This window comes from Bacteroides helcogenes P 36-108 (genome assembly GCF_000186225.1).
Taxonomy (GTDB): domain Bacteria; phylum Bacteroidota; class Bacteroidia; order Bacteroidales; family Bacteroidaceae; genus Bacteroides; species Bacteroides helcogenes.
In genome coordinates, this window is record NC_014933.1 from 1,666,906 (window position 1) to 1,691,270 (window position 24,365).

21 protein-coding genes and 1 pseudogene are annotated in these 24,365 nt (G+C 45.0%); 11 read left to right on the forward strand and 11 right to left on the reverse strand.

The genetic code is table 11. The features are described 5' to 3' along the window. Positions 1–14 precede the first annotated feature (14 nt). Positions 15–677: pseudogene (locus tag BACHE_RS06600) on the reverse strand (KilA-N domain-containing protein). A gap of 117 nt (positions 678–794) precedes the next feature. On the opposite strand from BACHE_RS06600, the gene BACHE_RS17310 reads away from it, so the two are divergent. After that, positions 795–1,016, forward strand: a complete 222-nt coding sequence (locus BACHE_RS17310; RefSeq protein ID WP_148229820.1) for a hypothetical protein — start codon at positions 795–797, stop codon at positions 1,014–1,016. A 27-nt stretch (positions 1,017–1,043) separates the two neighbouring features. Here BACHE_RS17310 and BACHE_RS17740 read toward each other — a convergent pair whose 3' ends face one another. From BACHE_RS17740 to BACHE_RS06615, 4 genes are all read right to left on the reverse strand, one after another. Further along, on the reverse strand, positions 1,044–1,256 hold the full coding sequence (locus BACHE_RS17740; protein ID WP_245530919.1) for a hypothetical protein: 213 nt from the start codon (positions 1,254–1,256) through the stop codon (positions 1,044–1,046). Beyond that, positions 1,244–1,603 carry a DNA-binding domain-containing protein gene (locus BACHE_RS17745; protein ID WP_013546916.1) on the reverse strand — a complete coding sequence of 120 codons (360 nt, stop codon included), beginning with the start codon at positions 1,601–1,603 and terminating at the stop codon, positions 1,244–1,246. Before BACHE_RS17745 ends, BACHE_RS17740 begins: the two co-directional genes overlap by 13 nt. 671 nt (positions 1,604–2,274) lie before the next feature. Further along, positions 2,275–3,282: an alpha/beta hydrolase gene (locus tag BACHE_RS06610; RefSeq protein WP_407707864.1), complete on the reverse strand. Its 1,008-nt coding sequence runs from the start codon at positions 3,280–3,282 to the stop codon at positions 2,275–2,277. A 26-nt stretch (positions 3,283–3,308) separates the two neighbouring features. Then, positions 3,309–4,505 carry an aldo/keto reductase gene (locus BACHE_RS06615; RefSeq protein ID WP_013546918.1) on the reverse strand — a complete coding sequence of 399 codons (1,197 nt, stop codon included), beginning with the start codon at positions 4,503–4,505 and terminating at the stop codon, positions 3,309–3,311. A 218-nt stretch (positions 4,506–4,723) separates the two neighbouring features. Between BACHE_RS06615 and BACHE_RS06620 the strand changes: the two genes are divergently transcribed. From BACHE_RS06620 to BACHE_RS06655, 8 genes are all read left to right on the forward strand, one after another. Next, positions 4,724–5,626: a helix-turn-helix domain-containing protein gene (locus BACHE_RS06620; protein ID WP_041579714.1), complete on the forward strand. Its 903-nt coding sequence runs from the start codon at positions 4,724–4,726 to the stop codon at positions 5,624–5,626. 76 nt (positions 5,627–5,702) lie between these two features. Continuing rightward, the gene (locus tag BACHE_RS06625) at positions 5,703–6,611 is read left to right on the forward strand and encodes a helix-turn-helix domain-containing protein (RefSeq protein WP_013546920.1); all 909 of its coding nucleotides are present in this window, start codon (positions 5,703–5,705) and stop codon (positions 6,609–6,611) included. Positions 6,612–6,839: 228 nt separating this feature from the next. Continuing rightward, the gene (locus BACHE_RS06630) at positions 6,840–7,829 is read left to right on the forward strand and encodes a GSCFA domain-containing protein (RefSeq protein WP_041579716.1); all 990 of its coding nucleotides are present in this window, start codon (positions 6,840–6,842) and stop codon (positions 7,827–7,829) included. After that, positions 7,805–10,300, forward strand: coding sequence for a bifunctional UDP-N-acetylmuramoyl-tripeptide:D-alanyl-D-alanine ligase/alanine racemase (locus BACHE_RS06635; protein WP_013546922.1), 2,496 nt, complete (start codon positions 7,805–7,807; stop codon positions 10,298–10,300). Before BACHE_RS06630 ends, BACHE_RS06635 begins: the two co-directional genes overlap by 25 nt. Before the next feature lie 53 nt (positions 10,301–10,353). Then, on the forward strand, positions 10,354–10,572 hold the full coding sequence (locus BACHE_RS06640; RefSeq protein WP_013546923.1) for a Sec-independent protein translocase subunit TatA/TatB: 219 nt from the start codon (positions 10,354–10,356) through the stop codon (positions 10,570–10,572). Between the two features lie 12 nt (positions 10,573–10,584). Further along, entirely contained in the window at positions 10,585–11,397 is an 813-nt protein-coding gene (gene tatC / locus BACHE_RS06645; RefSeq protein ID WP_013546924.1) for a twin-arginine translocase subunit TatC, read from the forward strand. 112 nt (positions 11,398–11,509) lie between these two features. Continuing rightward, on the forward strand, positions 11,510–11,629 hold the full coding sequence (locus tag BACHE_RS06650; protein ID WP_013546925.1) for a hypothetical protein: 120 nt from the start codon (positions 11,510–11,512) through the stop codon (positions 11,627–11,629). A gap of 58 nt (positions 11,630–11,687) precedes the next feature. Next, a complete protein-coding gene (locus BACHE_RS06655) occupies positions 11,688–15,101 on the forward strand; it encodes an AAA domain-containing protein (protein ID WP_013546926.1) in 3,414 nt (1,137 codons plus the stop codon). A gap of 264 nt (positions 15,102–15,365) precedes the next feature. Here the strand turns inward: BACHE_RS06655 and BACHE_RS06660 are convergent, their stop codons facing one another. The 4 genes from BACHE_RS06660 to BACHE_RS06675 all read right to left on the reverse strand — a co-directional run bounded on the left by BACHE_RS06660 (position 15,366) and on the right by BACHE_RS06675 (position 20,487). Further along, a complete protein-coding gene (locus tag BACHE_RS06660) occupies positions 15,366–16,859 on the reverse strand; it encodes an MFS transporter (RefSeq protein WP_013546927.1) in 1,494 nt (497 codons plus the stop codon). A gap of 139 nt (positions 16,860–16,998) precedes the next feature. Next, positions 16,999–17,952 (reverse strand): 5-dehydro-4-deoxy-D-glucuronate isomerase, encoded by a 954-nt coding sequence (gene kduI, locus BACHE_RS06665; protein ID WP_013546928.1) that lies wholly within the window; start codon positions 17,950–17,952, stop codon positions 16,999–17,001. Positions 17,953–18,022: 70 nt separating this feature from the next. Continuing rightward, a complete protein-coding gene (locus BACHE_RS06670; protein ID WP_013546929.1) occupies positions 18,023–19,423 on the reverse strand; it encodes a PTS galactitol transporter subunit IIC in 1,401 nt (466 codons plus the stop codon). Between the two features lie 410 nt (positions 19,424–19,833). Further along, entirely contained in the window at positions 19,834–20,487 is a 654-nt protein-coding gene (locus BACHE_RS06675; RefSeq protein WP_013546931.1) for an HAD family hydrolase, read from the reverse strand. Between the two features lie 178 nt (positions 20,488–20,665). Here BACHE_RS06675 and BACHE_RS06680 point away from each other — a divergent pair, with 178 nt between their 5' ends. Next, entirely contained in the window at positions 20,666–21,523 is an 858-nt protein-coding gene (locus BACHE_RS06680) for an enoyl-ACP reductase FabI (RefSeq protein ID WP_013546932.1), read from the forward strand. Positions 21,524–21,651: 128 nt separating this feature from the next. Beyond that, entirely contained in the window at positions 21,652–22,353 is a 702-nt protein-coding gene (locus BACHE_RS06685) for an SAM-dependent methyltransferase (RefSeq protein WP_013546933.1), read from the forward strand. Here the strand turns inward: BACHE_RS06685 and BACHE_RS06690 are convergent. Together BACHE_RS06690 and lipA are read right to left on the reverse strand one after the other, a co-directional pair. Beyond that, positions 22,319–23,437 carry a hypothetical protein gene (locus BACHE_RS06690; RefSeq protein WP_013546934.1) on the reverse strand — a complete coding sequence of 373 codons (1,119 nt, stop codon included), beginning with the start codon at positions 23,435–23,437 and terminating at the stop codon, positions 22,319–22,321. The genes BACHE_RS06685 and BACHE_RS06690 overlap by 35 nt on opposite strands. Positions 23,438–23,491: 54 nt before the next feature. Next, positions 23,492–24,355, reverse strand: a complete 864-nt coding sequence (gene lipA / locus BACHE_RS06695) for a lipoyl synthase (protein ID WP_013546935.1) — start codon at positions 24,353–24,355, stop codon at positions 23,492–23,494. Positions 24,356–24,365: the final 10 nt, after the last annotated feature.

Genomic DNA, 24,365 nt, shown 5'->3' on the forward strand with positions numbered 1-24,365 from the left:
AGGAGGGGAAGCTGCTATTTCAGATACTTCTTGTTTACGTCTTCCAAAAGCTGCATTTGTTCTATGGCTATCCGATTGAGGCGGAGAAGCCTCTCATGCTGCGGGATGCCGTCGTTGATGAAGACGGCATTCAGATTCTCCATATTCGAGAGGCAAATCAGCTCGTTGATATTGGCATAGTCGCGCACGTTGCCTTTGAGGTCGGGATGTGCGTCGCGCCATTCAAGGGCGGTCATGCCAAACATGGCTACGTTCAGCACATCGGCCTCGCTGGCATAAATGCGTGAGGCTTGCTGCGGGGTAACTTCTTCGGGGATAAGGTTCTGCTTGATGGCATCGGTATGGCAATGTCCTTGTGCGCATACGTTCCACCATACCTCCCGGCTTTTGCTTGTATGCCGATGGCATTGGTCTTTTCGACGTATTCCTTTACACTGATTTTAAAGCTGTTCAATCCGGCTTGGTTTCTAATTGCGGCGAATTCGCCATAATTAAAAGCGGGGTTATACAGCTTTTCCCATATCCCCAGATATTCGAGGGTATTTCTGTTCCTCAACCAGTCTGCTATAAAAAAAATCGCCGTCTTTGGCTTTGAGCATATCTGTAAGACAAATGTAATCTTCATCCTTGATGGTCATTACATTGATAGAAGTCGAAAGTACGGTTATTTTTGCCATTTTGAGGTTCTCCTTTTTTTATGGGTTTCGGTTGCAAAAGTACCGATTCGCCACCGAACAGCCAAGCATATTGCTCGCTTTTATATTCAATCTCCAACACAATCTTTCAAAGAACGCTTGTCATTCAACTATTTGTGTGCCACCGGCAGCGGCGAAGCTGCCCGTGTGCACCCTTATATCGGGTGGCTCACTCCGGGCTTACGCACTGTGATGTGCCCGGCGGTGGCGGTGGTTTTGGCGGTACGTCCGTCCTTATTATGTCAAGCCGACTTGACCTTACTATGTCAAGCCGACCAACCTTACTATGTCAAGCCGACCGACCTTACTATGTCGGGCTGACCGCTGTGGATGCCGGGGGAGATTTCGTCATCCCAACGGGTTCTCTTCCTGATCTTCTCCGGAGCCTCCGGTTCCGCCTCCGGGGTTGGTGGAGGTGGTTTCGCCCACTACGAAGAAGTCCGCCATTGTCACCGTGCGAGGCTCTTTGAGCAGCCTGCCGAGGTTGGTGCTAAGCTGTGTGCAGAGCTTCACGCTCCACACGGAACCTTTGGGGGCAGTGGCGGGCATTACGAAGCCCACTTGCGTAGGAGTGTTGGGATAGAGCTGCGGTCGGGAGCGGCGTTCAGCTCGCTGTCAAGGAATACGCCCTGCGCCGTGGGGCGGAAGTAGCCCATCGGGGTGCTGATGCTGTATCCGGCGGAGAGGAACCACGCCATGCGCTGCATCAGCAGTCGGCCGGTGCGGGCAAGGTCGGCCTCGTCTTCCTGACGGGTGCTGAGGGCGGCGACTTCGCGGGCGAGGTCGTCGAGGGTGAGGCACTTCTGGAGTTTGGGCTGCAAGTAGTAGTCGTTGGTCACGTCCGTGGTGATGGAGAGCTCCAGCGCTTTGAGGGAGAGCTTCGCTTTCTGAGTGGGTTCTTTTGCCATAGTGGGTTGATTTATGTTTTTGGGGTTGCGGGCACGGAATAGCCGTGCCCGGAGATTACTTTTTTATTGTTGGGGTGTGGCATCGTGTATCTGCCGCTTTGGGATATATAGACAGCAAGAACGCCCAAAGAAAGACTTTGGACGCAACACATGGAAGAAAAGCTCGTGAAAATAGAGTCGGCCTTTCTTGCTAAATCAATGAAAATAGGTATATTACACGCGCACGAATTGGCGGTGAGAATGTGTGTGTGTGTGTGTGTGTGTGTGTGTGTGTGTGTGTGTGTGTGTGTGTGTGTGTGTGTGTGTGTTTACACAAAAATCTGATACCACCAAATCTTTAAGGACCTTTTTTGCGATAATAGCGCAAAACAGATACCGACAAACTGCCGGATAATCTAACGTGCTATATGATAAATCGTAACCGTCCATTCATTCTTCATTTTGATAGGTAAACAATACGCTCGCAAACGTAGCAAAAATCTGTCTTCCAGACGAACCAATTCCCAACTATTTTGTTTCCGTGCTTCATTTTCTCTCTATTTCATCGAAAAGTGCCCTGATTTATTGTAATTCTGTATATTTTTTCTTATCGCCTTATTCTAAAGGTGTTGGGAAGAATGAACGTTTTTTATGTCAATATGCAAATTCGGATTTAAGGTTATTGTTGGAGTTCAATCTAATTTTTTCTCATGCAACCATTTAGAAAGAAGGTCTGCCACTTTCATATTATTCAAGTCCGACATCGGGAAGTGCGTATTTCCATACAGACCTGCTTCGGGAAGATGGATGACTGTTACATCGCCACCCAACTCATTGAGCATCTTTGCCCATTTGCGCATCAGATGCAGGCGGCGTGTCCATTCGTAGAGTTCCGGACGCTCGTCGGTTTCGGGCAGATTGTCACCGTAATAGACGATGATAGGAATTTTCGTGTATTTCATAAAGTCAGACATAGGCACTTCTATCCCCTCCATTTTCTTCGATAAAGTCAGTATTCTTCCTTCTTCGGGCACTTGTCCCTCTGGAAAAGGAATACCTCCTCCCGGCTCATAAGAGACGACTGCCTTGATGTTGTCGGTTTTAAGCAATGTCTGCCAGCCTACCGGACCGCCCTGTGAATGGGTAACGAATATCGCCGAGCCGATTTTATCGAACAAGGCGGCGTAAGCATCGGAGTACACTTCAAAATCAACAGAACCGATATTGGGTGTCATTTGGCGGAAATATTGATTGAGTGCCTCTTTGTCACGGCTGAACTGTACGCCCTCAAAATAGTCCGGATATATTCCCACACGGAAACGGGTGAACCATTCCTCTTCATCAAATACGGGATACAGCGTAGCGGGCTCTGTGCTACGTCCGGCGTTTCCACGTCGGGGTTGGTCTACCAAATAGGTGGAAAAGCCACGCCGCAAAAAGATATTCTGAAAGCCCTCTCGTCCGTCAGGAGTTGTTTCCCATGTTTTGGAAAATTGACCTACACCATGTGCAAATACAAGAGGGTATTTTCGAGCTTTCATGGGCTGCTGATAAAACACATAGGCATGGTCACCGTGATAAGTACGCCCCAATGAATCGGTCATCACAGTACCACCTACGGTAAAACTGCCCTGCTTCTCTATTTGCATACCGTTTTCTTTACGGATTTGGCAACCCCACAGCAAAGCCGCCATGACCATATACGAAATGATAGTCTTTCTCATAGTTATTTCTGTACTTTCGATTCTTGTAAAGCGTCATATCTGCTGCCCACTACCGGAAAAGCGGCAATGGCATTCTCCAATTCCCTCATTTCTTCCGGTGTGAAAATAATCTCCGAGGCTCGTAGGTTCTCTTCCAGATGAGAAAGTTTCGTTGTGCCCGGGATGGGAACAATATACGGCTTTTTGTTCATTAGCCAAGCTAATGCCACTTGTGCAGGGGTAATCCCCCTCGTTCTGCCAAACGAATTGAGCACTTCTACAATGCGCATATTTTGCCGGATAGCATCGGGTTGGAAACGAGGTAAGGTCTGCCGATTATCATTCGTGGCATCAAACTGTGTATATTCATTGATTAATCCACCAAGAAAGCCGCGGTTTAGGGGACTATACGGAACGAAGCCGATACCCAGTTCCTCGCAAAGAGCCAACACTCCGTTTTCTTCGACCGTGCGGTGCATCAAGTGATATTCACTCTGAATAGCTGTAATAGGGCATACTTTGTGTGCACGGCGGATGGTTTCGGCATTTACTTCACACATACCCCAATGCAAAATTTTCCCCTCCTTTATCAATTCCTTAATCGTTTCTGCAACTATTTCAATGGGGGTGTTCGGGTCACCCCTGTGCTGATAAAATAATCCGAGTGTCTCTACTCCGAGATTGCGCAGGGAATTTTCACATACACGGCGGATATTGGTAGGAGAACTGTTTTCTTCCGTTTTCACTTGTACTCCATTCACATATTTATGTCCGAATTTGGATGAAACGAATACACGGTTGGTATAACCCTTTAAGGCTTTCCCAGTCAGAATCTCATTCTTGTGATAACCATAACTTTCAGCCGTATCAAACAAGGTTACGCCTCGTTCTATTGCCTCGTGAACCAATTGGATGCAAACCTTTTCATCGGGTGATTGACTACGGTGGTGATTCAGCCCCATGCAACCGAATCCCATTGCGGAAATGGTAAGTGCTGCTTTTCCACTACCCAATATCCTTTGTGTGCGGACTGCTGCCATTTCCGTTGGAATATTTGCGGTCGGTGCGATGGGTTTATCTGCAATGGCTCTTTCCGCTGCCGTTACTTTCTCCAATGTCGGGGTGATGCAGATTGCCGCACTTGCCAATACCGCCCGTTTTAAAAATCCCCGGCGGTTCATTTCCGCATTATTTATACGCTCTTGTTTTTCCTTTTCCATATCTCTTTAATTATCAAATTTATATATGCAAAGATAGGCTGTTGGTTTTATCAAACCTGTATCAGTTTTACAGATTAAAAGACCAATTTTATCGCTTGAAGTGGTATATCTGTGAAATTGGTAACACCTTCTATGATTCTGATACATTATCTATTGTCATTACAGGCTATTTTTGCAGAAAAGAAGTACTTTTGCAAGTAAGAATAGAAATGTTGGTTATGAATGAAATAATGAAGATAGATACAGTCCAGCAATACAATGACTATTTTGGAATAGAAACCTGTCATCCGTTAGTCAGTGTAATTGAGGGGAAGCAAGCGAAGCCGTTACGCTTTTGTAAGAAACTATATAATGTGTATGCGGTATTGCTGAAAGATACAGATTGCGGTAATTTGAGATATGGTCAAAGTATCTATGATTATCAGCAAGGAGCAATGCTTTTTCTTGCTCCCGGTCAGGTTATGGGGTCAGAAGATGATGGACTGTTGCACCAATCCGAAGGTTGGGTATTGGTTTTTCATCCTGAATTCTTGCGAGGAACGCCGTTGATAAATACAATTCGGGATTATACTTATTTTTTATATAATGCCAACGAAGCCCTGCACTTGTCAGACCAAGAACGGCGAATGGTTATTGAATGTATGGAGAAAATCCGTGCGGAACTCCAACACCCGATTGATAAACATAGCAAATCATTGATTATGGATAATGTCAAACTGTTGCTTGACTATAGCATCCGTTTCTACGACCGTCAGTTTATTACTCGTGAAAATGCCAATCATGATATACTGACCCGTTTTGAAAATCTTCTGGATGAATATTTCTCATCCGCCACCCTGACAAGGGAAGGAATGCCATCGGTACAATATTGTGCCGATAAGCTATGCCTTTCCGCTAATTATTTCAGTGATTTATGTCGTAAAGAAACAGGAATGTCCGCATTGAAACATATTCAACAGAAAATGTTTGATGTAGCAAAAGAACAGGTGTTTAATACATCAAAGTCAATTAGTGAGATTTCCTATGATTTAGGGTTCCCATATCCACAGCATTTCAGCCGTTGGTTTAAGAAAATAGCCGGATGTACACCTAATGGATATAGGCAAGAACAAAGTAATTAGACACCTATTATACACTTGTACGACACTGATAACCTTATATGATAACTTTGCAGTATGAATTAAAAACAAAAACTGTATGGGAAAAATTCGCACCTATCAATCAATCTCTGAGCTCAACGACGAATTCGGAGTAAAGACACTGCATCCCTTAATCAACGTTGTGGATATGTCAACCGCCCCCAAAGTGGATGTCCGGGGCGCGCATTGCTATGATTTCTATTCGGTCTTCTTGAAAGATTCTGATTGTGGAGCCATTCAATATGGACGAAACACCTACGACTATCAAAAGGGCACTTTGCTTTTTATCGCCCCCCTACAAGTGATGGAGATGGAGAGCGAGAGAAACGCCGACGGAGAAGCCCCTAAAGGCTGGGTGCTGATGTTTCACAGAGATTTGCTGCGAGGCACGCATTTGGGGCAGATAATGAAGAACTTCACCTATTTTTCTTATGATGTGAACGAAGCTTTGCACCTCTCGGAAGATGAGCGGGCTATCATTACAGGATGCCTACGAAACATTTTAGCGGAACTGCAACACGCCATCGACAAGAACAGCAAGGATTTGATATTATCCAACTTGGAAGTGTTTTTCAATTATAGCAAACGCTTCTATGAACGTCAATTTATCACTCGCTCACAAGTGAACAGTGATGTGCTGACACGTTTTGAACAGATATTGGATGATTATTTCAACCAAGGCGTGGCAAAGAAGAATGGAATTCCGAATGTGAAATATATGGCAGACAAACTCCATTATAGCCCCAATTACCTGAGCGACCAACTCCGTGAAACGACAGGCAAGAGTGCGCTGGAACATATTCAGCTTAAACTTATAGAAATATCCAAAGAGCGATTGTTGTCAGACACAAGCAGCATCAATGAAATCGCTTACCAACTTGGATTTGAATATCCACAATATTTCAGCCGCCTTTTCAAAAAGAAAGTGGGTGTGACTCCCAATCAATACAGATTGAACCGAAGCTAATCATATATCCATTAAGAAATAATAGAATTTCAAATAGGTTATTACTGAAATTGCCTATATTTGCAGTCATAAGAGTTATTTGACAGCGAAGCAAGGCACAGCAAGCCATAGAAATCATGACCGTCGCCAAATCATTACCCAATTTTCAAGGTAGGTTCATTAGTCGCTTATTTCTAAATAATTCGTTCTAATGGTAGTTTTTTCTTTAAATTCTCACTGAAAAATATGATGGATTTCATTACTCCTGTTGATAGCCCTCTTTGTCTGCTGCGCTTGTCTCATGCCGACCGCTTACTCTCGCTTGGCTCCTGCTTTGCCGCCAATATGGGTACAAGGCTGCTCGAAGCCAAATTCTGTTGTGATGTCAACCCTTATGGTGTACTTTACAACCCGCTTTCCATCTCTGCCGTTCTTCGTGAGATTGCCGGTGGAAAAATTTACGGAATAGAAGACCTCTTCTTTTTTCGTGAGTGTTGGCACAGCCCGATGCATCACGGCGATTTTTCTTCTCCCGATGTCGAAGAAACCTTGCGGCATATCAACGGCAGATTGCAGGCAGCTCATGCCCACCTGTGGCAGACAGACTGCCTCTTGCTAACCTTTGGAACGGCATGGGTGTATGCACAGAAAGATACCGGGAAAATCGTTGCCAATTGCCATAAGCAGCCGGAAGCGGTATTTATGCGTCGAAGGCTGTCGGTCGATGAGATAGTAGCGGATTATACAGCTTTACTTTCGGAATTGCTGGCAAAGAATACAAAGTTGAAAATCCTGTTTACCGTCAGTCCTATTCGTCATATTCGTGATGGGATGCATGCCAACCAGCTCAGCAAGGCCACTCTGCTGCTGGCAATAGACCGATTGAAGACTGCTTTTGCCGATAATGTTTTTTATTTTCCTGCTTACGAGATCCTGCTTGATGAATTGCGGGATTATCGTTTTTATGCGGAAGACATGGTGCATCCCTCAGAAGTGGCTGCCCGTTATGTGTGGGAACGTTTTATGCAGTCCTGCATCTCTGCCGAGTCGTTACGAATTATAGAGGAAAGTGAAAATATACGCAAATCATTATCACATAAGCCTTTTCATCCTGAATCTGATGAATATAAGCGTTTTTTAGGACAAATTGTGTTAAAAATAGAGCGACTTAATGGAAAATACCCGTACTTAGACTTCCAAAAAGAAAGAGAAATATGTCGTACTCGATTGAAAATATAGTTGAAATTATTGGTGCACAGCGCATAGGAAATGTGTCTGCCACTATTGACTGGCTGCTTACTGACAGCCGTTCCTTGAGCTTTCCCGAAGAGACTCTGTTTTTTGCCTTGACTACCAAGCGCAATGACGGTGCACGTTATATTCCTGACCTGTATGCCCGCGGGGTGCGCAATTTTGTTGTCAGTAAAGAAAGCATGAAGCGCTTTGATGTGCAGCCTTTTTCTGGCAGTCAATTTTCTACGGCCAATTTTTTAGTGGTATCCAATCCTTTGAAAGCCTTGCAGAAACTTGCCGAACAGCATCGGGAACAGTTTCAGGTTCCTGTAATCGGTATCACAGGCAGTAATGGCAAGACGATTGTTAAAGAATGGCTGCATCAACTGCTTAGTGCCGAACGAGTGATCGTACGCTCTCCCCGCAGTTACAACTCTCAGATCGGTGTTCCTCTGTCTGTTTGGCAAATGAATGAGCAATCCGGACTTGCCATTTTTGAGGCCGGCATTTCGGAACCGGGAGAGATGCGCGCTTTGCAAAATATCATTAAGCCCACTATCGGTATCTTGACTAATATAGGCGGTGCGCATCAGGAAAACTTTTTTTCATTGCAAGAGAAATGCATGGAGAAACTCGCGCTTTTCAAAAACTGTGATGTGGTGATTTATAATGGAGATGATGAATTTATCAGCAATTGTGTGGCAAAATCCATGCTTTCTGCCCGTGAAATAGCGTGGAGCAGGAAAGATATGGAACGTCCTTTGTATATAGGTAAGGTAGAAAAGAAGGATGATTGCACGGTGATTTCCTATCGCTATCTGGATATGGATAATACATTTACTTTGCCTTTCATTGACGATGCTTCTGTAGAGAACTCGCTGAATTGCCTTGCCGCTTGCCTTTACCTTATGCTGCCTGCTGAGAAGATAACGGAACGCATGGGCAGATTGGAGCCGGTTGCCATGCGTCTGGAAGTGAAAGAAGGAAAGAATGGTTGTGTATTGATAAACGATAGTTATAATTCGGACCTTGGCTCGCTGGATATCGCCCTGAATTTTCTTTATCGACGTTCGCTTTCCAATGGTTTGAAGCGCACTCTGATCCTTTCCGATATACTGGAAACGGGGCAGAATACGTCCACTCTTTATCGGCAAGTGGCACAATTGGTGAACAGCCGTAAGATTGAGCGTATTATCGGCGTGGGGAGTGAAATTTCTACTTGTGCTGCCCGTTTCAACATAGAGAATGCTTTTTACCCGAATACGGATGCGCTGATGAATGCTGTCGTAAAAGGAAAACTGCGATTGGAGAATGAAATCATTCTGATTAAAGGTGCACGCAAGTTCGGTTTTGATGCTTTGACGGAAGTATTGGAAAAGAAAGTGCATGAGACGATACTGGAAGTCAATCTTGGCGCAATGATTGCAAACCTTAATTATTATCGGGGCAAGCTGAAACCGGAAACTAAGATTGTATGTATGGTGAAGGCTTCGGCCTATGGCGCAGGCTCTTATGAGATTGCAAAGACTTTGCAGGAACATCGCGTGGACTATCTGGCGGTAGCAGTGGCTGATGAGGGGTCTGAACTACGTAAGGCGGGGATTACGGCAAGCATCATCATCATGAATCCTGAAATGACGGCATTCAAGACGATGTTCGATTACAAACTGGAACCTGAAGTTTATAGCTTTGGCCTGTTGGAAGCCTTGATTAAGGAGGCTGAAAAAGAGGGTATCACAAACTTTCCGGTTCATGTGAAACTGGATACGGGAATGCACCGCTTGGGATTTGCTCCCGAAGACATGCCCCGTCTGATTGAACGTTTGAAGGGACAGAATGCCGTGATACCCCGTTCTGTCTTCTCGCACTTTGTGGGCAGTGACTCTCCTCAGTTCGACGCTTTTACACGCCGGCAAATAGTAATGTTTGAAAAGGCATCCGTGGAATTGCAGGAAGCATTCGCACATAAGATACTTCGCCATATTTGCAACTCCGCAGGTATCGAACGTTTTCCGGGGGCACAGTTCGATATGGTGCGTTTGGGATTGGGATTATATGGCATCAGCCCTATTGATAATTCCATATTGAACAATGTAAGTACGCTGAAAACAACCATTCTTCAGATACGTGACGTTCCGGCGGAAGATACCGTGGGGTACAGCAGGAAGGGACATTTGAATCGTCCGTCGCGTATTGCCGCCATTCCTATCGGCTATGCCGATGGGCTGAACCGGCATCTTGGAAACGGACATGCCTACTGTCTGGTAAATGGCTGCAAGGCTTCTTATGTGGGTAACATCTGCATGGATGTCTGCATGATCGATGTGACGGATATTGATTGCAAAGAAGGGGATACGGTAGAAATATTCGGTGATCATCTGCCTATTACAGTGCTTTCCGATGTTCTTGATACAATACCTTATGAGGTCTTGACAAGTGTTTCGACACGTGTCAAACGGATTTATTATCAGGACTAAAGATAAATATTAATTATTTTCTATCTTTGCATCAAAATTAATTTGATATGGCTATGACAAACTTTCTTTTATTGGGCATGTTGCCCAGTGGTTCCGAATGGATTATTATTGCACTGGTTATTCTGCTATTGTTTGGTGGCAAAAAGATTCCTGAATTGATGAGAGGATTGGGCAAAGGTGTAAAAAGCTTCAAGGATGGGGTCAATGAAGCCAAAGATGAAATCAATAAGGCTAAGGAGGATTTGGACAAGCCGACTGAAGAAAAGAAATAAGGCGGTGGATTGATGGCAGAGAAAGAACTTACTTTCTGGGATCACTTGGATGAACTTCGCCGGGTGTTGTTTCGTGTTCTCGGTGTATGGTTTGTTTTGGCTGTAGGCTACTTTACAGCTATGCCCTATCTGTTTGATAATGTTGTGCTGGCTCCTTGCCATAATGATTTTATCTTTTACGATTTGTTACGCTGGATAGGGCAGGAACTGGACTTGCATGATGAGTTTTTCACGCAAGAATTCCACATCAAACTGATTAATATCAATCTGGCAGCTCCATTCTTTATCCACATATCCACGGCTTTCTGGATGTCGGTGGTGACGGCTGCTCCTTACCTTTTCTATGAAATATGGCGTTTTGTAAGTCCTGCCCTTTATCCCGGTGAGCGCAGAGGGGTGAAGAAGGCTCTGGGTATTGGTACTTTCATGTTTTTTATCGGTGTATTGCTGGGTTACTTCATGGTTTATCCGTTGACATTACGTTTTCTTTCTACCTATCAGTTGAGCGCAACCATTGAAAATCAAATCTCTCTGAATTCTTATATAGATAATTTCATGATGCTGGTACTCTGCATGGGATTGGCATTCGAATTGCCGCTGGTGACATGGCTTCTTTCTTTGCTTGGGATCGTAAACAAGAGTTTCTTGCGTAAGTACCGTCGCCATGCCATTGTAATCATTGTTATCGCTGCTGCCATAATAACGCCAACCGGAGATCCTTTTACTTTGACAGTGGTAGCCGTGCCTCTTTATCTGCTTTATGAACTGAGTATCTTGATGATAAAAGATAAAAAGGCGGATGAAAGAGATGGTTTAAACAAATAAGCGCATCTTTTAACTAAATTAACTGCCATTGCAACGTTATGGCATGTTCTTTGCTTTTTGCCTCTCCGATAATTTTAATATTGAATTTTAAAAACAATAGGAGGTATTGATAATGGGAGCTGCTGGTAATAAAAAGCCGAAGAAGACAAAAGACAAACATCATGTTCCGGCTTATGAAGTTGAAGAAGCAATGAGCGAGACAAACAAGAAGCCGAAGAATCAGAAGAAGTAATTGCTTTTTCGGGGCAAGCTTGAAGTTTTTATATTTGGTTTGCGCTATCTTTGCACTCATGGAAAATGAGGTGAAGGAATATTATGATTTACTGTCGGCAGTCTGTAAGTGGGACGATTCCTCTTTGAATATTGCTTATCGGCGGATGCGGGAATTGCTTGAACATTTGTGCCATACGCAGATTGCAGACAGCAGTTTACAAATGACCGACCTTTCCGCACGAATTAATTTCGTGGCGTCAAAGATCGGCCTTTCTATTACAGAGCAGAATCGGCTCCATACTTTCCGGTTGACTTCTAATGGCACGCTGAACCGACAAGTTGAACCCCGGCGTGAGCAGTTGTTGCGCGATGTCAAGACACTGGCTTTTTTTATTAAACGGTTGACAGGAGAGGATATTCCTGCAGAACTATATAGGTTGCTGCCCCATGCAGATGCCACCTATATCGTAGCTTCCCCTGCCAAGGAACATATCAGGCGTATGCGTGTCAGTTTCCGGTATGCCGATGACAATTATTTATATGTATTTCCCATAGACAGCCTGGCGGATGAGCCCTTGCGTGTCCGCTATAACGTGCCGCAGATAAACGGGGAATTTGCGGAAACTTGCCGGTTATTGTGGAGTCATGCGCAGGTCAACTTGCTGGATGTCTCCGTGGATGAGGCGGGCATTCTCACTCCCTCCTTCATTATTCTGGAACCGGATTATCTGATAGACATCAGTTCACTGGCAGAGTGTTTTAAGGATTACGGTCACCATCCTGCCAATTATATCTTGGCCCGTTTGCAGTCTCCGGACAATACCCGCCCACTTCTGCTGGGTAATATAGCCAATCTTTTTCTGGATGAATGGATCCACTCTGAAAAATCTCCCGATTATTTGTCGTGCATGAAGAAGGCTTTCCGGTCTTATCCTATCGAACTGGCCGCTTGTGCCGATTTGAAGGATAGGGAGAAAGAAGCGGAGTTCTTTGCTGACTGTAAACGCCATTTTGAAAATATCCGTCAGACGGTGACGGAAACTTTTCGTGCGGCGGGATATGGGTTGGATAAAACAGACGCTGTGTTGGAACCCTCTTATATTTGCGAGGCGTTAGGTTTGCAAGGACGTCTGGACTATATGCAACGGGATATGTCTTCGTTTATAGAAATGAAGTCGGGCAAAGCCGATGAATATACTATTCGGGGCAAAGTGGAACCTAAAGAGAACAACAGGGTACAGATGTTGCTCTATCAGGCTGTACTGGAATATTCAATGGGGATGGATCACAGGCAGGTCAAGGCCTATTTATTATATACCCGTTATCCGTTGCTGTATCCGGCTCGCCCTTCGTGGGCTATGGTAAGGCGGGTTATGGATGTGCGCAACCGGATAGTGGCGAATGAATATGGCATACAGTTGAGAAACAGCTCTCAATATACGGCAGAACGGTTGAAGGATATTCATCCGGACATCTTGAACGAACGGCAACTGGACAACGCTTTGTGGAAACGCTACCTTTATCCCTCCATTGATGCTGTGACGCAACGTATTCTGGCCTTGTCTCCCATAGAGCGCAGCTATTTTTATACACTATATAATTTTATAACCAAAGAACTTTACACTTCCAAGTCGGGAGACATGAACTATGAGGGACGTGCCGGGGCGGCGGCATTGTGGCTTTCCACATTGGCAGAAAAGAGTGAGGCCGGAGAAATCTTGTATGATCTGACAATCCGTGATAACCATGCGGCAGATGTGCATAAACCTTATTTGGTCTTTTCACTTTTGGTTCCTTCTTCGCGGTCTGAGGGGGAGGCTTTACCGAATTTTCGTCAAGGAGATGCAGTGGTGCTTTATGAACGGAACAAAGACAGTGACAATGTTACCAACAAAATGGTCTTCAAGGGTAATATAGAACGTATTTCCGATAATGAAATCTGTATGCGCCTTCGTGCTACCCAGCAAAATGCAGGTGTCTTGCCCTCTGATAGTCGTTATGCCATAGAACATGACTGTATGGATACATCTTTCCGTGGAATGTATCTTGGATTGTCCGCATTTCTTTCTGCAACAAAAAGCCGTCGTGATTTGCTGTTGGGGCAACGTCCTCCCGCATTCGATTCTTCTTTTGATAGTCGGATAGCCGCCTCTCAGGATGATTTTGCAAGGGTTATTCTGAAAGCCAGGGCTGCGAGCGACTATTTTTTGTTGATAGGACCTCCGGGAACGGGAAAAACATCTCGTGCATTGCGAGGCATGGTGGAGGCTTTCTATCAGGAAGGAAAACAAATTTTGTTGCTTTCTTATACCAACCGTGCGGTGGATGAGATTTGCAAGGCGCTTGTTGCCATCACGCCTGAGACAGACTTTATTCGTATAGGAAGTGAATTGTCTTGTGATGAAAAGTATCGCGGACATCTGATAGAGAATGTATTGGATAGCTGTTCTACCCGTCTTGAAGTACAGGATCGCATTGCACGTTGCTATATCTTTGTGGGTACAGTTGCCACGCTATCTGCCAAGACTGAGCTTTTCCGCCTGAAGACTTTTGACGTGGCTATTGTAGATGAAGCCACCCAAATATTGGAACCACAGCTTTTGGGATTGCTTTGCTCCCGCAATCCTGCAGGTATGGATGCTATTGGTAAATTTATATTGATAGGTGATCACAAACAGCTTCCTGCCGTTGTATTGCAGTCATCCGAGCAGTCTGAAGTTAATGACGAGTCTTTGCGTGACATCGGGCTTCATAATTTGAAGGACTCTCTTTTTGAACGGCTTTACCGGAATGTTATGCGGAGGAACTTGCAGTCACCGATGAGTCATCTTGAACCATGTTATGATATGTTGTGCAGGCAGGGACGCATGAATGTGGAGGTCGCTTTGTTTCCCAACCGTGCTTTCTACGGGGGATTGCTGCAATCGGTCGGATTGCCCCACCAACAGGGAGAGCTTTTTCTTCCTGCAGATTTATGTGACTGTGAGTTTGCCGACTTGCTGACACGGCGTGTCGCATTTTTGCCTTCTGTTCCCGAAGAATTGGCGCAATCTGCCAAAATGAATCATTCGGAGGCGCGGATTGTTGCCCGTTTGGCCGGCGCTGTTTACCGTCAGTATTCTGCTATGTCATGTTTTGACTCTTCTTTGACATTGGGTATTATTGCTCCTTATCGCAGTCAGATAGCTTTGATAAAAAATGAAATTGCTGCTTTGGGTATAGCCGGACTGGATGATGTGCTGGTAGATACGGTGGAACGTTTTCAGGGTAGTGAACGAGATGTTATTATTTACTCTTTCTGTGTGAATCGTATTTCCCAATTGAAGTTTCTTGCCAATCTGACAGAAGATAATGGGGTCTTGGTTGATCGTAAATTGAATGTAGCTCTTACACGTGCCCGCAAGCAGATGTTTATGACAGGAGTACCGCAATTGCTGAAACTTAATCCTATTTATGCGCGGTTGTTGGAAACTGTGGCTTATGATTGTTGAAACACCCTTATTCCTTTAATAAATATTAAGTGTTTATCTCCTGTTTATAGGCTTTATTAATAGCCCGATATGTGAGAAAGCGCTATATTTGCAACACGTTTTTTTCATAGAGATTTAGATTTAAGGTTAGAAGAATTGTGGAAGTCGTGAGACTTCCCTTTTTTTCATCTTAAATTGTGTCTTTCGTTCACCTTAATTTTTAGCAAGGTGCGGAGGATAAAAAAAGCCTTTTCGCGAGAAAAGGCTTTTTTTTTATCCCTTCTGTTAGTCCACTATAATAGGTTTGTATTTCGGAACCAGTGCTTTCATTATACACCAACCGATCAGATAGGACACTGCACAGATACAAAAGATAATGAAGTAACCGGCGGGTTTTCCTGTAAAGCCCATAAAAGTGATTTGAGTTTCGCTGGCATAATCAAATAGAATACCAGACCCCATGTTGATAAGGAAGGAGCTAATGCCGCCGGCCATGCCGCCGATACCTACAATGGTTGCGATGGTGCTTTTGGGGAACATGTCGCCTACCACGGAGTAGATGTTGGCCGACCATGACTGATGGGCAGCACCTGCAATTCCGATGATGATAATCGGAAACCAATAGGCATGTTCGCCGAAGATTTCTTTATTGCCTAACGGTTGTGCAAACAATGCCAACAGAGGGAACAGGGCAAATATAAGCATGGCTTGCATGCGGGCTGCGTATGGATTTTTCCCGGTTTTGTTGATGATGATGGTAGGAAGTTTTCCACCGTAGATGGACAGCATGGTGATGGCATAGAGCACGAATATCAGTAGCTGGGCGACAGGAGTGTCTGATGAGAAGCCGTACACGTCTGATATATAGGCAGGAGCCCAAAAAAGGAAGAACCACCATACACCGTCTGTCATGAACTTGCCGACGAAGACAGCCCATGTTTGTGGATATTTGAAGCATTGTATGAAGGAAATGCTCTTCTCTTCTGTCTGTATGGCATTGTTTTTCTCTTTATTGTCTGTTTTATCATTTTTGTCCTGCTCAATATAGGCAAGTTCGGCAGCGTTTACGTGTGGATTCTTATGCGGTTTCTTGTACATGAACATCCACAGTCCCATCCAAACGAAACCAAGTCCGCCGATGACAATAAATGCCATCTCCCAGCCGTTGCCCACACCGAGGCGTTGGAAATAGCGTGCCAATGTGGGGATGCAGAGTGGAGCTATCAGTGCACCGATGGTGGAACCTGCATTGAATATGGAAGTGGAAAAAGCGCGGTCTTTTTTGGGGAAGTATTCGGCTGTCACCTTGATAGCGGCGGGGAAGTTGCCTGCTTCGCCGATGCCCAGCACGATGCGGGCGGCAATGAAATAGTAAACACTTGTGATGGCTATGGTGGATGCCATTGCACCACTTGCGCCAATCATATCGGCGGCATCTTTGATGTCTAAGGTAGTTTTAGTAGCCCAGCCGCAAAGCGCATGCAGGCATGCACCGACAGACCATATGGCAATGGCCCACAGATATCCTTTTTTAGTTCCCATCCAGTCGATGAAACGCCCGGCAAATAAATTGCCTATTGCATAGATCATGGAGAAAACGGCGGTAATATACCCATAGTGTATGTCCGTCCAGTGGAATTCCGGTGCGATGAAATCTTTCCATGTCAGAGAAAGAACCTGACGGTCAAGGTAGTTGACTGTTGTCGCGAAAAATAACATGGCGCAAATGATCCAGCGATAGTTGGTCATCTTGCCTGTTGTGTTTTGAAAGTTACTCATGATAATAGATTTATTATATTATTGCAAAATAGAGCTTTGCGTGTTATTCAGGGGGTAATATTGGGTAGAAAAGATGTGGGAAGCGGTAAAAAAGGCATGGATGATAAACAAATCCATGCCTTTTTTGTTGAGAACGGTTTTATTTCATATCGGTATATTTAATTTCGTCTTTATCGCTGTATTTCAGGTTTTCACCGGCCATGCCCCAGATGAAGGTATAGTTGCGCGTTCCGGCAGCGGCATGGATACTCCATTCGGGAGAAGTGATAGCCTGTTCATTATGCAGCCATACGAGGCGTTCTTCTTGGGGTTCGCCCATCAGGTGGCAGACGGCGTTTCCTTCGGGCAGGTTGAAGTAGAAATAGGCTTCCATACGCCGGGTATGGGTGTGGGCAGGCATGGTATTCCATACAGAACCGGGAGCCAATTCGGTGAGTCCCATCTGTAGTTGGTTTGTGCCACCGTCTTTCACTCTTTCCAGAACATCCTTTACAATCAGTTGGTTCACTACACGATCGTTGCTATCCTCAGCTTTTCCGTAACGGTCTGAAATTCCCAAAGCATATTTCTTAGGGTTGGATTTTTGAAGTTTTGCATCGGTTGTAATCAATTGAGTGACGTAAGGCTTGTAAGCCGGGGCGGAGTTGATGTAGAATTTAGCCGGCTTTGCGGTATCGTTGCTCTTGAAAGTCACTTCCTTGTTGCCGCAGCCCACATAAAGCGCTTCTTTATATTTCATGGGATATTCTTTGCCGTCTACAGTGACCACTCCGTCACCGCCTACATTGATGACACCCAATTCGCGGCGTTCCAGAAAGTAGCTGATTTCAGGGCCGAGTTCCTGAAAGACTTCCAATTTGAGGGCTTTATTCACCGGCATGGCGCCGCCGTAAATCAAGCGGTCATAAAGTGTGTAAGTCACGTTGATTTCGTCCGGAGCCATCACTTTCTCCATCATAAAAGAACTGCGCAGGCGTTCGGTGTCATAGTGTTTCACGTCTTGCGGATGGCAGGCGGTCTGTACTTTGTAATTTACTTGGGCATTGGCCGTGACGGCTGCTCCCAACATAAGTGCGATTACTAATTTCTTCATGTTCTTTGGAATATTAAATTGTTTGATTCATAATCTTGAATTAAAGCGGGCGTCTTTCGGGATTGCCGGTTTATTCTTTTACTGCTTTGGCCGCCTTCTGATATTTGATGATGGCACGACGGTTCAAAATCATCAGGAACAATGTGCACAGCACTAAAATTGCGGAGCCGATGTATTTGAATGAGTAGGTCAGGTGAAAAATAATCCATGCAAAAGGACTGGAAGCAAAGTCAAGTGCACCTCCTTCAAATCCTGAGGGGATATTGACGGCCGCATCTTGGGTTTTTGCATATACATCATGGGCCGCTTTCGTAAAATAGGGAGCCAGGTCGGTAACGAAGTACAGGCCGAGGGTCAATACCACAAGCCCGATAATGAACGTTTTCAGTACATTGCCTTTTGTAATGGGCAATACCAGCGGGAAAAGATAAAACATGCCAGCCAAAGAGGCCAATGGTAAAAACTGATTGCCCGGAAGGATAACTGCCAGCAGGATGGTGACAGGAATCAGCAACAGAGAAACCACCAACGTTGCAGGATGGCCGATGACAAGTGCCGGACTCATGCCGATGTTCAGTCCCACGGCGCCTTTGAATTTCCTGGCAATCAGTTCGCGGGTTGCGTCGGAGATGGGCTTCAGGCCTTCGATAAAAAGGGCTGTGATACGGGGAATCAATTCCATGACAGCTCCCATCTTGATGCCCAGACCTAATATATAAGGAATCTTGTCAATCAGTTCACTGCTGTTCTTGCAAGACAGGCCGCCGATGATACATCCTACCAGGATACCCAAAAATAAAGGTTCACCCAGCAGGCCGAACTTCTTCTTCATACCTTCTGCATCTATGTTCAATTTGTTGAATCCGGGGATCTTATCTAATATCTTATTAATTACAATAGCAAAAGGAACAAAGCCTGCGCAGAAAGGCTGAGGTATGGAGATGCCTTCCATCTTATCATAGAATCCCTGGAATTTCTCCGCTGTATAGTCAGCCATGATCAAAGTGATGATATAGCAGATAATTGCTGCAAAGAATCCCCACAAGATACTGTCACTGGCAAAATAGACCACTGCACCGATAAATGCGAAGTGCCAGTAATTCCAGAGATCGATATTGACGGTACGGGTGGTTTTCGTTAATAACATAAGTAGATTTACGCCTAAACATACTGGAATGATAAATGCGCCAACCGACGTATTGTATGCTACGGCAGCGGCAGCGGGCCATCCCATATCGAAGACCTTTAGTTGAAGTCCGTAGATTTCCACGACTTGGCTTAGAGCAGGGCCCAGGCTGCTGGTCAGCAAAGCTGTGACAACTGATAAGCCGACAAAGCCGACGCCGACCAATAATCCGCTTTTTAATGCCTTACTCAGTTTAATTCCGATGCAAACGCCCAAAATTGTAAAGATTATAGGCATCATTACCGCTGCTCCTAAGCCGATGATATAACCGAAAACTTGTTCCATTCTCTTGTGATTTAATTAGGTAATTGATTATGTTTTACAATAGTATGAATTGAAAACAGGGGTCAAAAATAAGACCTTTTCTTTATTAATCAAATTTGGGGAGCATAAATCTTAGTAAAAAGGACGATTTTGGATGAAAATGATCGTTTGCGTGCACAAAAACGATTGTTTTCGTACACGAAAGCCAAAGAACATTGAAAAGTACACACCCGTTTGGAAAGAAACTGCTACTTTTTCTGTTCAAAACAAAGTTGGTTTACCTTCTCGAAATGGACAGTTCCATGAAGAAGAACTATATTTGTAAAATTATTGTAACCGATTTGCTGTTGGCTTCTTTGTTGGAAATGATTCGTTGTGATGTTAGCGTCCGGATAAATGATGTTTTGTTGTTGAATAAAGGAATGATTGTATCATCGGATTGCTATTTTCAGGATAGAGGAGGCTGCATCCACAATGTGTTCCGGATGGAATTCTTCCAGTTCGGTACGTGGGCGGAAGCCCCAACTCACACCGCAGGCACTGATTCCGGCATTGGCGGCTGTCTGCATGTCCACTCCGGAGTCGCCCACATACAGAACTTCATTTTTGGAAACCTTGGCTATATTCAGGATATCATGTACGATGGTAGGGTCGGGTTTTACGTTCACCCCGTCGCGTTGTCCGAATACGGCGGTGAAATGGATGCCGGGGAAATAATGGTTTATCAATTTGACAGTGGCTGCCTGATACTTGTTGGAAGCTACTGCCAATTGCAGTCCCCGTTCCTGCAATTGTTCCAGAAGTTCGGAAATTCCGGGGTAAGGGCAGCTTTTGTCCGCATTGTGCGCATCGTAGTAGGGGATAAATTCCTTGCGGACACGCAACACGTTTTCTTCTGTTTTTTCTCCTTCGGGGAGGGCGCGTTCAAATAATTTGTTGATGCCGTTGCCGACCATGAAGTTGTAGGCCGATTCTTCGTGGGTGGGATAGCCAAGCGCATGCAAGGCATGGTTTGTACTTTGTGCCAAGTCGGCGATGGTGTTCAGCAAAGTTCCGTCCAGATCGAATATAATCAGCTTCTTCATTGTCTTTTCTTTGTTTTGGTTTGCGGCAAAGATAATGTAAACCTCAATAAAAAACATCAAGCTTGCTTGAAAAGTTTTTTGCTGCTTATAGTATATGATTTCTGTTTTCTTTGCACACTTTCGGCATTTTTATGCAGAATCTTCCTATCTTTGCAGCCGAAATTATAGTAAATTAGGTATGAGTTACAATTTATTAAAAGGAAAAAGAGGCATTATTTTCGGTGCTCTGAATGAGCAGTCCATTGCCTGGAAAGTAGCAGAAAAAGCAGTAGAAGAAGGTGCGGTAATCACTTTGTCCAATACTCCGGTTGCGGTACGTATGGGCGAAGTTTCCGCACTTGCCGAGAAACTGAACTGCGAAGTTATTGCCGCAGATGCTACCAATGTGGAAGATTTGGAGAACGTATTCAAGCGTTCCATGGAAGTTTTGGGCGGACAGATAGATTTTGTATTGCACTCTATCGGCATGTCTCCCAACGTGCGCAAGAAACGCACATACGACGATTTGGATTATGATATGCTGGACAAGACGCTGGATATTTCGGCCATCTCTTTTCATAAGATGATACAGGCTGCAAAAAAAATGAATGCCATTTCGGAGTATGGTTCCATACTCGCTTTGAGCTATGTGGCCGCACAGCGTACTTTTTACGGCTACAATGACATGGCAGATGCGAAAGCCCTGCTGGAGTCCATTGCCCGTAGTTTCGGTTATATTTATGGGCGTGAGCATCATGTACGTGTGAATACTATTTCGCAATCTCCTACCATGACAACTGCCGGTTCGGGCGTGAAAGGTATGGACAAATTGTTCGACTTCGCCAACCGCATGTCTCCTCTTGGCAATGCATCAGCCGATGAGTGCGCCGACTATTGTATAGTCATGTTCTCTGATCTCACCCGTAAGGTTACTATGCAGAACCTATTCCACGACGGAGGCTTCTCCAGTGTGGGAATGAGTCTTCGTGCCATGGCCACTTATGAAAAGGGTCTGGACGAATATAAGGACGAAAACGGAAATATCATCTACGGCTAAGCCGTAAAAACCGGGAATGGGAGAATGAATTACGGAGCACTCTGGAGTTTCTTTTTCATTCTCTCCACTTCTCTTTATTCCATTCTTTCATTTTTTAGTTCGCTTTTTGTTAAAACTTGCTTCCTGCCATGCCTGCACTTTATCTTTTGCCTGTCACTTTGGGTGACACTCCTGTCGAATCGGTTCTGCCTGCTTACAATAAAGAGGTGATAATGGAAATACGTCATTTTATTGTGGAAGATGTGCGCTCTGCACGCCGTTTTTTAAAGAAGGTGGACAGAGATATGGATATTGACGCACTGACTTTCTATCCGCTGAACAAGCATACTTCGCCCGAAGACATATCCGGATATCTGAGACCGCTTGAAGCGGGTCTTTCCATGGGAGTGATTTCCGAAGCAGGTTGTCCGGCAGTGGCAGATCCCGGAGCAGACGTGGTGGCTATTGCCCAGCGGAAGAATCTGAAAGTGGTTCCGTTGGTGGGGCCTTCTTCTATCATATTGTCCGTTATGGGGTCAGGCTTCAACGGTCAGAGCTTTGCTTTTAACGGCTATCTGCCCATTGAACCGGCAGAGCGTGCCCGCAAACTGAAAATGCTGGAGCAGCGTGTCTATTCCGAGCAGCAGACGCAACTTTTCATAGAGACCCCTTATCGCAACAATAAGATGGTGGATGATATTTTGCACAATTGCCGTCCGCAGACCAAGCTTTGCATTGCTGCCGGTATAACTTGTGAGGGTGAGTACATTAAAACGAAAACCGTAAAGGAATGGCAGGGCAAAGTTCCCGATCTTTCTAAGATTCCCTGTATTTTTCTCTTGTACAGATAATGGCCTTCAGGTGCTCATACTCGCATTCGAAGCAATGACTGAAGAATTCCTTGCCCAAATTATGCTCTATTTGTTGCAATGTCCATAGTTTTCCGCCTTTGAATGTCTTATTGCATAAAACGGAGTCATCGTCCAAATCCAGAGTGAACAGGTAGTTCAGCCGGTTGGTTTTTTCGTTTTCAAAATGGTACATCAGGTTGAAGTACAAGTCGCTTGTCAAAGCCGTAGGTAATGTTTGCCGCAATATTCTGCCCGCCCCTTGTTCGAGAGTCTCTCCATACAGCAAATATCCTTCTATCAGCAGGTCTGTTTTTCCTCCTTCCAGCACACTGCATTGAGGACGTGGAAGAAGGAATAACATGCCGTGTGAGGCAACTGCGATTCTGATCACCGGATTGATGAATTCATTTTTCTTGTTGATAGCTTCTGAAGCTATTGCTTTTCCGGTAACATCTCCTTTTGTATTGACTATCGGCACAAATACCGTATGGCGCATTACTATGTTGAAATAGAAAATACCGAACTGGTTGAAGATGATGCACAGAATGAATACGGCAGGAGGGGCTATATTAAATAAGATATACCGTGTAGTGTTTCCCAAAGGATAGCTTATCAGAACAGTCAGAAAGATGATGATGAGATGCAGAAAGCTGATGATAAGCACAACGCGGGCGGATACTATCGCGGCTTCAGCAGCCTGTGCAAAAAGCTGTTTGCAGCACTGTCCTGTCTGGGCTGTGTGGTAATCCAGAAAACGCTTCCGGTTCAGGTAGATGGCAATCGGCGGAATGGTGGCGCTTATTTCCAAAGTAAAAGGGAACAAAAAACTCGGACAAGGGCTTGTTGTAAAGAAGGCGGTAATTGATAGCAGCAGTAACATTCCCGTCGTAGAATAAAGTATGATCGGAGGTATATACACTCCTTTATGCCTTCGGGAACAGAAATAGAGCAGAAGGCCCACACCGGAACCGATGTAGATGGATATGTCTTGCGTCATGAACTCACACAATAATATGGATATAATGACGGGGATAAATCCCAATGACATATTAAATTTTGATGATAGAACTCTTTGGTGACCCATTATCCGAATTATTCCGTCGTTTCCCTTATAACATCCGGCAACACAAAAAGTTTTTTATTCAAGCCTCTTTTGCAGGTATTGTACCGATTTCTCGGCATGGTAGGACGAACGAACCAGGGGGGCGCTTTCTACTTGCTTAAAACCTTTGTCAAGCCCTGATTGCTTATAAATGGCAAATTGGTCGGGAGTCACATATTCTGCTACCGGATAATGCCTGTGGCTGGGTTGCAGGTATTGTCCGATTGTCAGTATATGGCAACCTGCCCGGCGCAGGTCATTCATGAGTTCTTCCACTTCATGGGGCGTTTCACCCAATCCTACCATAATGCCGGACTTTGTTGTAATACCGCTTTCTGCTATCTGCCTCAATACCTCAAGGCTGGTATCATATCGGGCGGCGCTGCGCACCAGAGGAGTGATGCGCCGTACAGTTTCCATATTGTGGGAGATGATTTCCGGTTCTGCATCCGTCACTTGGGCTATGAGTTCTTTTCTGCCTTGAAAGTCGGGTATCAGCACTTCGACTGTGGTGTCCGGATTCACGCGTTTGATTTCCCGGATGGTGCGTGCCCAGTGCGCTGCGCCCAGATCGGGCAGGTCGTCCCTGTCCACGGAAGTGATGACTGCATGAGAAAGCTTCATCAAAGCTATGGATTCGGCTACATGCGTCGGCTCGTCAGCGTCCAAAGGCAATGGCTTTCCGGTTTGGGTGTTGCAGAACTTGCAGCAACGGGTACAGATGTCACCGCCAATCATGAATGTGGCAGTCCCCTTTCCCCAGCATTCCCCCATATTGGGACAGCGGCCACTGCTGCAAATGGTGTGAAGGCAGTGGGACTCCACGATCCGTTTGGTCTCAGTATAACGCTCGTTGGCGGCTATGCTTATTTTGAGCCATTCGGGCTTGCGTACTCTCATAGTATTTGAA